Source organism: Kitasatospora sp. NPDC127121, from assembly GCF_042677305.1.
Lineage (GTDB): Bacteria > Actinomycetota > Actinomycetes > Streptomycetales > Streptomycetaceae > Kitasatospora.
Genome location: NZ_JBHXTQ010000027.1, coordinates 26,781 through 39,947, shown reverse-complemented (window position 1 = coordinate 39,947; position 13,167 = coordinate 26,781). Strand labels below are relative to the sequence as shown.

Annotated in this window: 11 protein-coding genes; 6 read left to right on the top strand and 5 right to left on the bottom strand. The window is 73.4% G+C overall.

Annotated features, from left to right (window positions below; all coding sequences use genetic code 11):
* Nucleotides 1-57: 57 nt before the first annotated feature.
* Together ACFVHI_RS16145 and ACFVHI_RS16140 are read right to left on the bottom strand one after the other, a co-directional pair.
* The gene (locus ACFVHI_RS16145; RefSeq protein WP_380339611.1) at nt 58-915 is read right to left on the bottom strand and encodes a sterol desaturase family protein; all 858 of its coding nucleotides are present in this window, start codon (nt 913-915) and stop codon (nt 58-60) included.
* Between the two features lie 386 nt (nt 916-1,301).
* Nucleotides 1,302-2,762 (bottom strand): helix-turn-helix domain-containing protein, encoded by a 1,461-nt coding sequence (locus ACFVHI_RS16140; protein ID WP_380339608.1) that lies wholly within the window; start codon nt 2,760-2,762, stop codon nt 1,302-1,304.
* 301 nt (nt 2,763-3,063) lie between these two features.
* Here ACFVHI_RS16140 and ACFVHI_RS16135 point away from each other — a divergent pair, with 301 nt between their 5' ends.
* Complete coding sequence (locus ACFVHI_RS16135; protein WP_380339605.1) at nt 3,064-6,270, top strand: M28 family peptidase; 3,207 nt, start codon at nt 3,064-3,066, stop codon at nt 6,268-6,270.
* Between the two features lie 122 nt (nt 6,271-6,392).
* Here the strand turns inward: ACFVHI_RS16135 and ACFVHI_RS16130 are convergent, their stop codons facing one another.
* Together ACFVHI_RS16130 and ACFVHI_RS16125 are read right to left on the bottom strand one after the other, a co-directional pair.
* Entirely contained in the window at nt 6,393-7,163 is a 771-nt protein-coding gene (locus ACFVHI_RS16130; RefSeq protein WP_380339602.1) for a hypothetical protein, read from the bottom strand.
* 107 nt (nt 7,164-7,270) lie between these two features.
* Nucleotides 7,271-7,936, bottom strand: coding sequence for a hypothetical protein (locus tag ACFVHI_RS16125; protein WP_380339600.1), 666 nt, complete (start codon nt 7,934-7,936; stop codon nt 7,271-7,273).
* 183 nt (nt 7,937-8,119) lie between these two features.
* Here ACFVHI_RS16125 and ACFVHI_RS16120 point away from each other — a divergent pair, with 183 nt between their 5' ends.
* Nucleotides 8,120-9,358 (top strand): cytochrome P450, encoded by a 1,239-nt coding sequence (locus ACFVHI_RS16120; protein ID WP_363369546.1) that lies wholly within the window; start codon nt 8,120-8,122, stop codon nt 9,356-9,358.
* Here ACFVHI_RS16120 and ACFVHI_RS16115 read toward each other — a convergent pair.
* Nucleotides 9,355-9,813: a MerR family transcriptional regulator gene (locus ACFVHI_RS16115; protein WP_063346388.1), complete on the bottom strand. Its 459-nt coding sequence runs from the start codon at nt 9,811-9,813 to the stop codon at nt 9,355-9,357. The two genes, ACFVHI_RS16120 and ACFVHI_RS16115, sit on opposite strands and share 4 nt — an antisense overlap.
* 107 nt (nt 9,814-9,920) lie before the next feature.
* On the opposite strand from ACFVHI_RS16115, the gene ACFVHI_RS16110 reads away from it, so the two are divergent.
* From ACFVHI_RS16110 to ACFVHI_RS16095, 4 genes are all read left to right on the top strand, one after another.
* Nucleotides 9,921-11,114 carry an MFS transporter gene (locus tag ACFVHI_RS16110; protein WP_380339595.1) on the top strand — a complete coding sequence of 398 codons (1,194 nt, stop codon included), beginning with the start codon at nt 9,921-9,923 and terminating at the stop codon, nt 11,112-11,114.
* 70 nt (nt 11,115-11,184) lie between these two features.
* Nucleotides 11,185-11,490, top strand: a complete 306-nt coding sequence (locus ACFVHI_RS16105; RefSeq protein ID WP_380339592.1) for a muconolactone Delta-isomerase family protein — start codon at nt 11,185-11,187, stop codon at nt 11,488-11,490.
* A complete protein-coding gene (locus ACFVHI_RS16100; RefSeq protein WP_380339589.1) occupies nt 11,487-11,846 on the top strand; it encodes an SgcJ/EcaC family oxidoreductase in 360 nt (119 codons plus the stop codon). Before ACFVHI_RS16105 ends, ACFVHI_RS16100 begins: the two co-directional genes overlap by 4 nt.
* Before the next feature lie 194 nt (nt 11,847-12,040).
* A complete protein-coding gene (locus ACFVHI_RS16095) occupies nt 12,041-13,147 on the top strand; it encodes a serine hydrolase domain-containing protein (protein ID WP_380339586.1) in 1,107 nt (368 codons plus the stop codon).
* The last annotated feature ends 20 nt before the right edge of the window (nt 13,148-13,167 follow it).

Here is a 13,167-nt window from a genome sequence, read left to right as displayed (position 1 = left end):
GGGTGATGGCGTGGCGGCGCGGACACGGGCGGAGGAAGAGCGGCCTCGCGGGCAGGGTCAGACGGACGGCTCGGTGGCCTTCACCTGGCGCCAGGGGTGCAGCAGGGTGGCGCCCACTTCGCCGGTGGCCGGGAAGGCGGCCGGATCGGCGAGGCCGACGGCGGTGGGCACCCGGCCGGGGCGCCAGGTGAAGCTGCCGAACACGTGGTCCCACAGCGAGAGGTCGGAGGCGTAGTGCCCGGCCTCAGCGAGGTCGGTGCTGTGGTGCAGTCGGTGGAGCTCGGGGCCGGCCAGCAGGTGGCCGAGGAGCCCGAGGCGGACGTCGATGTTCGCGTGAACGAAATACCCCTGCGCAAGAATGAATATTCCGACCACGAACACGGATTCCGCCGAGAAGCCGATCAGCGACAACAAGAGTTGCACCACGGACTGCGCGACGAACACGTCGAGAATATGGTTCACGCCGTTGTTCGCGACATTCACCTTGTCCGGCACGTGGTGGACGCCGTGCAGGCGCCAGAGCCACCGGTTGTGATGGGACCAGCGGTGGACGAGGTAGTCGCCGAGCGAGCCGACCAGCAGCGCGAGCGGGATCTCCACGGCGAACGGGAGCGCCGGACGGGCCGCCCCGAGCACCTGCACCAGCGCCGTCACCAGCCCCACCGCGACCGCACCGCCGACCATGCTCAGCACGAAGTACACGGTGTACCAGCGCAGTTCACGCCCGCTCGGATGCCAGTCGGTCCGGTACGGGATCACCCGCTCCAGTACCGCCAGGTACCCGAGGACGCCGACCAGCACGAGGGGGGAGACCCGGTCGGGCTCCCAGTGGAAGTGCAGTGTGGCGACGGCCGTGCACAGCACCCCCAGGAGCAGAAGCGGATGAGCGAGCCGGCGTGCAATGGCGGACAGCACGCGCCCCCTTGGTTATTCGCGAACTAATGACTGGAAACGTCAGAGACTCTAGCGGGAGCGGTCAGCTGCGGCAGTCATTCGACGTGTTAACGCCATAAATAACCCGATCGGAGGAAGATCCGCGCACGAAGTTGACGCTAGGGCGGCGCGAAAGGGGCGCGTTTGTTCGTAGGCACTGGAGAAACCGGAGCGCAGCGAGGCCGGTTTCGCGCCGGGCGAGGTCGCACGCCCCCCTGTGGCGGGGTGCGGTCCGGACCCGGATCCGGCCACCGGTCCCGCGAGGGCGGCGCGGGTGGCACGGGGCGAGCGCGAACCGGGCGCGCGGGCGTGGGCGGGGTGGGCAGCGCGGGCGTGGGCGGGGTGGGCAGCGCGGGCGGCGGCGCCCGTCAGGATCCCGCCAGCTCCGCCAGCCGCCACGCCGCGTCCGGCCGGTACGCCGCGAGGCGGTCGCGCAGGCCGCGCAGCTCGTACCCGACCAGGGCCGGCAGGGCCGCCGCCGGGGCGGTCTCCAGGGCGGGCCCGAGCAGTTGGACGGCCGTCTGCGGGTCGTGCGCGCAGGCGTGGCAGTCCGCCACCCGGACGGTGAACAGGAGCCGGCTGGAGGGGAGCTGGGCCGGGCCGAGCAGGCCGAGCGCGGTCTCGGCGGCGGTCAGCGCACGGCGGGCCAGCCGGGGGTCGTCGACGACCGCGGCGAGGTCGCGCAGCGCGGCGGCCGCGCCGGACTCCACCCGCAGCCGCATCGAGGCGATGGAGAGCCAGGGCGCGTCGTCCTCGTCCCGGGCGCCGATGTGGTCCAGGTGCAGCCGGGCGCGGCCGAGGTGCCGGATGGTGGCCCGGACGTCGCCGGTCAGGGCGTGCGCACGGGCCTGGCCGATCTGGCCCATCGCGCCGGCCCAGTGCCGGCCGGGGGCGGCGCGGCCGGTCTCCCGGGCGTAGCCGAGGGCGGCGGCCGGGTCGCCGTCCATCCGGGCGAGGGTGCTCATGTCGCTCAACGCGGCGACCTGGGTGGCCTGGTCCCCGGCGAGCTCCGCCCAGGCGAGCGCGCGGTCGAAGCAGGCCATCGCGGTGGCGTTGCGGCCGTCCTGCATCCGCAGCGCGCCCGCGGCGTGCGCGTGCTCGGCGGCCAGCCGGGCGAGCGGGCGGCGCTGCGCGGCGGGGGCGGCGGCGAGCCGGGCGAGCACGGCCTGCAAGGTGCGTTCGACGGCGGCGGCCAGGCCCGGCAGGCCGCCGGCCTCGCCGGAACGCAGGTGGGCGGCGAGCAGCCCGGTGAGGGCGTGTGCGGTGGCGGCGTCCAGGGGCGGTGCGGCGGCCGGGTTCGCGGCGCAGAACTCGGCGTGCAGCGCGGCGAGTTCGACCGGGTCGGGGACGTCGCAGCCGTCGGCGCCGTGCAGCGGGCAGAGCAGGCCGTAGTCAGGCAGCCGGGGCGGCGGCTGGGCGGGGGCGCTCCAGCGGGCCGGGCCGCCGGGCCCGTTCACGGCCGCCGTGGGCAGCGGGGGCCGCAGCAGGGCGGGCGCGAGGGGCGCCAGGGAGGGCAGTTCGGCGGTCTCGGCCCGCTGGCAGGCGGCCCGCAAGTCACCGCCCGCACCGAGGAGTTCGTCGATCCGGTCGGCGATCCGGGGGGTGACCCGGCGGGCGCCGTGCTCGATCTTGCTCACCGCGGTGTGGTCGTAGCCGATGCCGGCGCCGAGTTGGGCCTGGGTGAGGCCGGCCCGGCGCCGCCAGTGGCGCAGCCGGGCGCCGAAGTCCCGCCAGGCGCCGAGCTCCTGGGCGGGCGGGGCGACGGGTGGGGACGGAGATGGGAACGGAGGTGCGGACGCCGGTGCCACGGCCACGCGGTTCCGGTGCACGGCTGCCTCCTCCGGTCGCTTCCCCCGGGCCCTCGCCAACCTTCCGACCATCAGGACGGTACTCGATGACACCCGGTCCGTACATGAGGTGGTCTCAACCACTCGGGCAAAAGCCCAGCTTGACGGAATTTGCCAACCCTATGCATCGCGTGCACCAGCCATTGACCAGAGCATGACGCCGTGTGAGGGTTCCGGCACCCGAACGCGGACGGCCCGCACGGCCGTCCCCCAGACACGGCCCTGCGGTGCGCCACCAGCCATGCCGTCCGCGGTCGAGGGCCCCCACATGCTAGGAGCCTCGATGCAACGCAGAGTTTCCACAGGACGGTTGCTGACCACGGCGACCACCCTGACCGTGCTGGCCGGCATGATCGCCGCCACGGCCGGGCCGGCCACCGCCGCGCCCACCCCCTCTCCCGCACCACCCAGCGCCCTCGCGGCAGCCGTCAACGCCGCCGACGCGGCCGCGGCCGCCGGCCTGGACGCACTGGCCAAGGGCCCCGGCGAGACCTACGAGCGCCGGGCCGTCACCCCCTGGCTCGGCGGCCTCTACTCCGTCGCGTACGACCGCAGCTACCGCGGCCTGCCGGTGGTCGGCGGCGACGCCGTGGTGCTCGCCGACGGCCAGGGCAAGGTCCGCGGCCTCCAGTCGGCCGCCACCGGGCCGGTCGGCGGCTCGATAACCCCGCAGGTCAGCGCGGCGAACGCGGAGAAGACCGCGCGCACCAAGCTGGCCGCGGTGGACTCGGTGGCCGAGCGCCGCCTGGTCGTCCGGGTCAAGGACGGCGCGAGCCGGCTCGCCTGGGAGACCGTCCTCAAGGGCCGTACCGAGAGCGCACCGAGCACGTTGCACGTCTTCGTGGACGCCGCCAGCGGCGAGGTGATCGACAGCTACGACGATGTCCGGGCCGGCACCATCAACAGCAAGTGGAACGGCCCCGGCCCGCTGACCATCAGCACCACCAACTCCGGCGGCTCGTACTCGCTGCGCGACCCGAACCGGCCCGGCCTGACCTGCTCCGACTACAGCAGCGGCCAGGTGTTCAGCAAGTCCTCCGACTCCTGGGGCACCGGCAACCCCTCCAGCAAGGAGACCGGCTGCGCCGACGCCATGTGGGCGGCCCAGAAGGAATGGGACATGCTCCGCGACTGGCTCGGTCGCAACGGCCACAACGGCAACGGCGGCAGCTGGCCGGTCAAGGTCGGCCTCAACGACGTCAACGCCTACTGGGACGGCAGCTCCATCTCCATCGGCCACAACCAGAACAACGAGTGGATCGCCGCCCAGGACGTCGTCGGCCACGAGTTCGGCCACGGCATCGACCAGTACACCCCCGGCGGCGCCAACAACGAGAACGGCCTGGGCGAGGGCACCGGCGACATCTTCGGCGCGCTCACCAAGGAGTACGCCAACCAGCCCGCGCCCTACGACTACCCCGACTACCAGGTCGGCCGGCAGGTCAACCTGGTCGGCCAGGGGCCGATCCGCAACCTCTACCAGCCCTCACTGGTCAACAACGACCCGAACTGCTACTCCTCCTCCATCCCCAGCACCGAGGTGCACGCGGCGGCCGGCCCGCTGAACCACTGGTTCTACCTCCTGTCGATGGGCTCCAACCCGGGCGGCGGCAAGCCGTCCAGCCCCACCTGCAACAACTCCTCGGTCACCGGCATCGGCGTCAAGCAGGCCGGCCAGGTCTTCTACGGCGGCATGCTGCTCAAGACCAGCGGCATGACCTACAAGCGGTACCGCACCACCACCCTGACCGCCGCCAAGAACCTCGACCCGACCTGCAACTACTTCAACCGGACCAAGGCCGCCTGGGACGCGATCAGCGTGCCCGCGCAGAGCGGCGACCCGACCTGCACCCCGTCCGGCAACAACGACTTCTCGCTCGCGCTCGGCCCGGCCTCCGGTTCCGTCCAGCCCGGCGCCTCGACCACGGCGACGGTCTCCACCGCCGTCACCTCGGGCACCGCGCAGACCGTCAACCTGACCGCCTCGGGCGCCCCGACCGGGGTCACCGCGACGCTCAACCCCTCCTCCGTGCAGACGGGTTCGTCCGCGACGCTGACCCTGTCGGCCTCCTCGGGCGCCCCGGCCGGGACGTACGTGATCACCGTCACCGGCACCGCCGGCGCGGCCACCCACACCGCCCAGTACACCCTGACCGTCGGCGGCGGGGGCACCCCCGGCGGGCCCGCGCCCGACATCGACGTCGCCAAGGTCCAGGCCCACCTGACCCAGCTGAACACCATCGCCAACCAGAACGGCGGCAACCGCCGGGCCGGCAGCGCCGGGCACAGCCAGTCCGTGGCGTACATCAAGGGCAAGCTGCAGGCCGCCGGCTACACCGTGACCGAGCAGACCTGCACCTCCTGCACCTACCAGTCCAACAACCTGATCGCCGACTGGCCCGGCGGCCCCGCCGACCAGGTCACCATGTTCGGCGCCCACCTGGACAGCGTCTCGGCCGGCCCCGGCATCAACGACAACGGCTCCGGCTCGGCCACCCTGCTGGAGAACGCCCTCGTCCTCGCCCAGCAGAACCCCACCCTGACCCGGCACGTCCGGTTCGCCTGGTGGACCGGTGAGGAGCAGGGCCTCCAGGGCTCGCAGTCCTACGTCGGCCAGCTGAGCTCCACCCAGCGCTCCGCGATCAAGTCCTACTACAACTTCGACATGGTCGGCTCGCCCAACGCCGGCTACTTCATCAACAACATCACCTCCGCCGCCTCCGCGCCGATGAAGGCCTACTGGGACTCCCTCAACCTCCAGCCGGAGGAGAACGTCGAGGGCCAGGGCCGCTCGGACGACTACTCCTTCCAGCAGGCCGGCATCCCCACCTCCGGCTACGCGGCCGGCGCCGACGCCGTCAAGACCTCCGGCCAGGCGACCAAGTGGGGCGGCAGCGCGGGCCGTTCGTACGACTCCTGCTACCACCAGTCCTGCGACACCACCAGCAACATCGACCCGACCGCGCTGAACCGCAGCGCCGACGGCGTGGCCTACACCATCTGGAAGACCTCCGTCGGCGGCACCACCCCCGCCAACGACTTCTCCCTCGCGGTGAACCCGGCCACCGCCACCGTCAACCCCGGCGACTCGGCCACCGCGACGGTCTCCACCGCCACCACCTCCGGCTCCGCCCAGACGGTCAACCTGACCGCCTCCGGCGCCCCGGCGGGCGTGACGGTCTCCTTCAGCCCGTCCTCGGTGCAGTCCGGCGCCTCGGCCTCGCTGACCATCGCGACCGCCGCGAACACGGCGGCCGGCACCTACAGCATCACGCTCACCGGCACCGGCACCGCCACCCACAGCACCAGCTTCTCGCTGGTCGTGGGCAACGGCCCGACCAACCCCGGCGGCACCTGGACGCCCGGCACCACCTACCAGGCGGGCGACGTCGTGACCTACAACGGGGTCAGCTACCGCTGCATCCAGGGTCACACCGCCCAGGTCGGCTGGGAGCCGCCCATCGTCCCCGCCCTGTGGCAGGCCGTGTGACCCGTAGGGCACCCGCCTGACACCCCGTAAGCCGCTGCGCCGCGGTCCGTCGAGGGGGACGGATCGCGGCGCAGCTGTGCGCCGGACGCACCCCCGGGCCTCAACCGGGCCTCAGCCGGGCCTCACCCAGGGTGGAAGGTCACCCGGACGTTGGTGTCGAGCGGCAGGACCAGGACGTTGCCGGTGTCCCAGGTCCAGTCGCGCGGGATGAGGACCATCCGGGCGCCGGACTGCGCCAGCAGCCGGAACCCGTGGTAGCGGTAGCGGAAGCGCTGCCCCTGCCCGGCGTCGGCCAACGCGTACTCCTGCACCGCGGGCCAGGCCAGGTAGAGGCGTTCCGTGGTGTCCACGATCATCGCCGGGCGCTGGTAGAGCCGCGCACTCAACCGGCGGGCGTCCTCCGTCCCCTTCGCGTGGGCGTACCCGGTGGCCGCCCAGAACGAGCACAGCACGACGATCGCCACGGTCACGACGACGGCCGCGCGCTCGCCCGGGAGCGGGTACGGGCTCCCGGTGACGCGCGCGAACAACAACCGGGCCAGCACGGCGAGCAGCAGGGCACCGCCGATCAGCAGCGGGACGGCGTACTGGCCGAGGTCGATCGCCCCGAAGCCGGCGAGGAAGCCCAGGACCAGCAACGGGGCCACGGCCGCCGCGATCAGCACGCAGGCCGGGCGGACCCAGCGCGAGGCGCCCCGCCTGGTCGCGAGGTGGTAGGCGAGCGCGACCAGCAGCACCCCGAAGAGCAGGCCCCCGACCGGGAGGTAAAGCGCTGGGGAGCCCCGGAGCAGGAGGTCCGGCGTCCCGAAACCGAGCGTGGCGGCGTCCAGCCCGAAGTAGTGGTAGAAGGAGTCGGTGTAGGCGAAACCGAGGAAGAAGACCAACGCGGTCACGAAGGTGGTCGGGCCGAGGACCGAGGCCAGGAAGCCGACCCAGTTGAACCGGGGAGCCTCCGGCGGCTTCGGTTCGCCGTCGGCCGGCTCCCCCGCCGTCCACCCGCTCAGGGTGTGCTCCCGGTGGGAGTTCCGGTGCCGCCTCCGCCGGTCGGGAGCCCGGTGCCGCCGCTGTTCGGGGTCCCGGTGCCGCCGCCTCCCTCCGAGCCCTTGATCAGGCCCTCGGCCCTGATGTACCTGCTCTCGCCGTCGACGGTCACGGTCAGACAGAGCGGCCGCCCGGTCGCGCTGTCGGTCGCCAGGACGAACTGCTGCGGCGCGCTGCGGCCCCCGGTCACGGTGACCTCCTTGCTCGGCGGCGTCGCGGGCGCGGCACCCTCCGAGCAGTCGGTGACCTGGCTGAGGACGGCCGTGAAGGTCTTGGTGGACGTGCTCCGCAGCGTCACGGAGGCGTAGACCCCGACACCCGTGGCGGACGCCGACACCTCACCCGCGTCCGCGAACCCCCCGCCGCCCCCGCCCCCCTTGGTCCGCGCGTCCTCCGTCCCACCCGGGCCGCCGTTCTGGCCCGACGAGCCGCCGTTCTGGCCCGACGAGCCGCCGTTCTGACCTGACGAGCCGCCTCCACCCTGGCCGGTCGGGACGGTGGCGGTGCCGCCTCCCCCACCGCCTCCACCGGAGCAGGCCGCGAGGGCCGGGACGAGCAGGGCGCCTGCCAGCCATCGGGCCGCTCGTCCCGTCGCGCCGCCTTCGAGGTGCCTGGTCCCGGACATGCGTTCTCCCATCCGCGCAGCGAGCCGGGGCCGACCGGCCCCGCCGCACCGTACCGGTTCGCACACGGTGTGCCGGCTGCCGCGCGGGCGGCGGCCGGCCGGGAAACCCGTTCGGCGCAGCCCTGGCCCGGAGTCCGTAGAGTCGGAGCCGACGGACCGTCAGCCGCCCCGAGGAGAACACCCGTGACCACCGACACCCGCCCCGTACCGGAGCTGGCCGCCGAGGCCGTCGAGCAGTGGCGCACCGAGGAGGCCGACCTCATCGACCTGCTCGCCCGGGCGCAGCGCGGCATCGGCGGCATCGCCGCCTTCCGGCTCGGCCCCACGCCCACCGTGCTGGTCACCGACCCGGCCGCCGTACAGCACGTGCTCGGCCGCCACCCCGACCGCTACGTCAAGCGCTCGCACCGCGCGCGGATGCTGGTCGGCGACGGCGTGCTCTCCGCCACCGGAGACGCCTGGAAACGTCAACGGCGGCTGCTGCAGTCCCAGTTCACCGGCACCGGGATGCGCCGCTACGAGCAGCGGATCGCCGCCGCCGCCCGCCGGACAGCCGACCGCTGGGAGGGGTACGCGCGCACCGGCGAGACCTTCGACCTCGGCGAGGAGATGCGCGGATTCGCCCTCGACACCGTCTGGCGGGCCCTCACCGGGCTGCCGCTGGACGACCGCACCGACCATGAACTCCGCTCCGTGGAACGGGTGGTGGCGGCCATGCCGACCCTGCCCACGGACGCCGGGGACGCCCGGGACGCCGTCGCCGCCGACCTCGCCCGGATCGACGCCGTCGCGCTGGCCGCCATCGACGCGGCCCGCTCGGCGACCGACGTCGAGGAGCCCGGCGTGCTGCGGGTCCTGCTCGACGCCGCGGCCCAACACCCCGAGTACACCGACCGGTTGATCCGCGACGAACTCGTCACCCTGCTCGTCGCCGGGCACGAGACCACCGCCACCACCCTCACCTGGCTCTTCCTCCTCCTCGACCGCCACCCCGAAGCGCGCGGCGCGGACCCGCAGGCCCTGGTCAGCGAGGCCCTGCGGCTCTACCCCCCGGCCTGGCTGCTCCCCCGGCACGCCGTCGAGGACGACGTGATCGACGGCCACCGCATCGCCGCCGGCACCGACGTCCTGGTCTGCCCCTACCTCACCCACCGCGACCCGGCCCTGTGGCCCGACCCCGAACGCTTCGACCCCGCCCGCTTCACCGCCACCGGCGCCCGCCCCGCCCAACTCGGCGCGTACCTCCCCTTCGGCCTCGGCGCCCGCGCCTGCCTCGGCACCCAGTTCGCCGTCCGCGAGACCACCGCGCTGCTCGAACTCCTGCTGCCCGCCCACACCGTGCGGTTCCGCTCCGTCCCGACCGGCTCCGCCTACAGCATCACCGTGCGACCCGACGGGCCGACGCCGGCGGTGCTGAGCTAACCGGTCCCGGTCCCGGTCGCGGGCGGGAGGAAGTCGTCGGCCAGCTCCTCGCCGGCGAGGGCGGCGTCGACGCGGGCGTCGATGTGCGCGTGGGTGACCGGACAGTCCAGCGGGCGGTCGCGGTGGCAGTCGAGCATGTGGGTCAGGACGGCCGCGGCGCGCTCCAGACGGCGGGCGCGGGCCGTCATCTCGTCCCGCTGCGCCGCCAGCAGCGCCTTCCGCTCCGCCGCCTGCTCGCTCGCCATCACGGCGGCCGTCCCGGCGAGCGGGATCATGCCGTCCACGTGCCAGAGCTGGACCAGGGCGAGGCGTTCCAGGGCCGCCCGGTCGTACTGGCGCACCCGGCCGCGGCGGGCGGCGGGGGCGATCAGGCCGCAGTCCTCGTAGTAGCGCAGGGCGGGGACGGAGAGGCCGAAGGCCTTCGCGACCTCGGTGATCGAGTAGAGCTGCTCCACGCGTCGTCTCCTTCACGGTTCACGGCCGGCGGGTTGCACTCAAGCGCACTTGAGCGTGAAAGCTTAGGCAAGCCTAACTTCCTGCCGCAGCGAAGGGTTCGCCGCTCATGCCGCTCAGCACCGCCTCCGCCCCCAGCCGGACCTCACCCGGCCACACCGCCCCCGCCTCCGGCGCGCTGCTCGTCGTCGGCTTCATCCTGCTCAGCCTCAACACCCGGGTCGCGTTCGGGCAGGTCGGACCGCTCGCGCCAGTCGCCGGCTGGGGCCAGGGCACCGTCACCGTGCTCGGGCTGCTGCCCCCGCTGTGCATGGGCCTGTTCGCACCGCTCGGCGCCCTCGCCCGGCGGCGGATCGGCGAGGAGCGCGGGCTGTTCTGGGCGAGCGTGCTGCTCGTCGCCGGAGCGCTGCTGCGCACGGCGGGCCTGCCCGGGCTCTACGCGGGGACGGTGCTGGTGGGCATCGCGGTGGCGGTCGTCAACGTGCTGATCCCGGTGTTCGTCCGGGCCCGCTTCGCACCCCGGCGGATCGGCACCATGATGGGCGTCTACGCCCTCGCGATGGGCACCGGGTCGGCCGTGGTCGCCGCCCTGGTCGCGCCGGTCGCCGACGCGTGGTCCTGGCGGGCCGCGATCGGCCTCGCCATCCTCCCGGCCGTCCTCGCGGCGGCGGGCATGGCGCCACAGCTGCGGGTGGAACGACGGATACCAGCCGCCGCCGCGCCGGTGCACCGCCGGCCCGTCGGCCGCACCGCGCTCGCCTGGAGCCTCACCGCCTTCTTCGGCATCCAGACCCTGGTCTTCTACGCCACCCTCGCCTGGCTGCCCTCGATCCTGGTCGACGCCGGCCTCAGCCGCACCGCCGCCGGCACCGACCAGGCCGTCCTCATCCTCGGCCTCGCCATCGGCGGCTTCCTCGCCCCCGTCCTCGCCGCCGCCCGCGCCGACCAGCGGCCGCACCTGCTCGCCGTGGTGGCCGTCTGCGTCCTCGGCCTGCTCGGCGTCGTACTCGCCCCCGCCACCGGCGCTCCGCTCTGGGCCGGCATCCTCGGCATCGGCATGGGCGGCGGCCAGGCCCTGGCCGCCGTCCTCTTCGCCCGCCGGGGCACCGACCACGACCACGTCGCCGCGCTCTCCACCATGGCCCAGACCTGCGGCTACCTCCTCGCCGCCACCGGCCCCGCCCTCACCGCCGCCCTCCACACCGCCACCGGCTCCTGGACGGCCCCGCTGCTGACCCTGGTCGGCCTGCTCCTGGCCGGCTCCGTCCTCAGCCTGCGCGCCGGCCACGACGCCCGGCCGTGACCGGCGTGCCTCCGCACCCCCGGCGCCTGCGCCCCTCGATACTCCGGTAGACCCGTACGAGAGGACGCCGATGGAATTCCTGGTCGACATGGTGACCACCGTCCCGGACGGAACCACCGAGGAGGCGATCGCCGACATCCGGGCCCGCGAGGCGCGGCGCTCGGGCCAACTCGCCGCCCAAGGTGTCCTGTTGCGGCTCTGGCGCCCGCCACTCGCCCCCGGCGAATGGCGCACCTGGGGCCTGTTCAACGCCCCCGACGAGGAGCGGTTGGAGCAGGTGCTCACCTCCATGCCGCTACGGGTCTGGCGCCAGGACACCGTCACCCCGCTCTCCCCCCACCCCAACGACCCCGGCCTCCCGGAGGGCGCCCGATGAACGACGAAACCGTCCTGCGTGCCGTCCTCGACCGCTGGAAGGCCGCCGTCGACGCCCACCAGCCCGAACAGGTCGCCGACTGCTTCACCGAGGACGCGATCTTCCAGGGCCTCCACCCGTACACCGTCGGGCGCACCGGCATCGCCGAGTACTACGCCTCCCAGCCGCCCGGCATGACCGCCGCCTACAACGTCCTGGAGACCCGCCGCCTCACCGACGACCTCCTGCTCGGGTACCTGGGCGTCGACTTCGCCTTCCCCGACCGCCCCACCCTCACCGTCAACCTCGGCGTCCTGCTGCGCCGGTCGGCCGACGACTGGTCCATCGCCCACTACCAGGTCTCGCTGCTGCCCTGAGCGGCGCCGTCACGTTCCAGCGCCGCGCTCCGTCGGGCCGGTAAGAGCAACCCGACAGGAACAAAGATCGTCTGATCGCCCCCAGGGACAGTCCAGGGTTGTTATCAGGGTGATCACCGATGGGCAACGGCAGCTGGACGCAGCAGAGTTGACGAGGTCAACAAGTCCGTCAACGCCGCCCCGGAGAAACCCCGATGAGCATCCGTCTCGCCGTCACCACCCTCGCCCTGGCCACCGCCCTCACCACCGGCGCGGCTCTGCCGGCGGCCGCCGCCACACCTGCTTCCAACGCCCCGGCGCTGGTGAACCCGACCGTCCAGGGCATCCTCGACCACCTGCCCGACGCCGTCGTTGCGGGCGCGCTCATCAGGCAGGACGGCGTGGACGCCACCGCCGGCCCGGTCACCGCCGGCGCCTACCTCCGGATCGGCAGCGTCACCAAGGTGTTCACCAACACCGTGGCTCTCCAACTCGTCGCCGAGCACCGGATCGGCCTGGACACACCGGCACGGCAGTACGTCCCCGAGGTGCTGCCCGAGGCGTACGACCGCGTCACCGTGCGCCAGCTCCTCGACCACACGAGCGGCCTGCCCAAGCCCGCCCGGACTCCCGGCCCGGACGACGGACCCGGATGGCAGTTCAAGTCCGTGACGCCCGAAGACCTCCTGCGTGCCTCGTTCGCCACAGCCACCGACGTGCCGCCCGCACCCCCTGCCGAGCAGCAGTACAACGGGCTCAACTCCCTGGTCCTCGGGCTGATCGTCGAGAAGGTCACCGGCCACTCCCTCACCACCGAGCTGGAGCACAGGATCATCCGGCCGCTGCACCTGAGCCACACCAGCCTGCCCGCCGCCGACGACCCGACCATCCCCTCGCCCCACGCGGAGGTGTACCTCGACGGACAGGACGTGACCGAGCAGAGCCCGTACCCGTGGGCCGAGGGAGGCATCGTCTCCACCGCCGCCGACCTGGACCACTTCATCACCGCGCTGTTCCGGGGCCGCCTGCTCCCGCCCGCCCAGCAGAAGCTGGTGTTCGAGGTGCCGAACGTGCCGAACGCCGCCGACAACACGAACTGCGTCGGCCAAACGGCCTGCTACAGCATCGGCGGGCTCATGCGCTACCAACTCCCGAACGGCGAGTACGCCTGGGGCAAGACCGGCTCCCGCCCCGGCTGGGACAACGGCGTCTTCGCCACCCGCGACCTCCGACACCGCGTGGTGTACTCCCTCAACCCGACGGGCACCGGCAACGACCTCCCCTACATCAAGGCACTCGTCAACGCCACGCTCGCCGGCTGACAGCCGGAACCGTCCGGTGC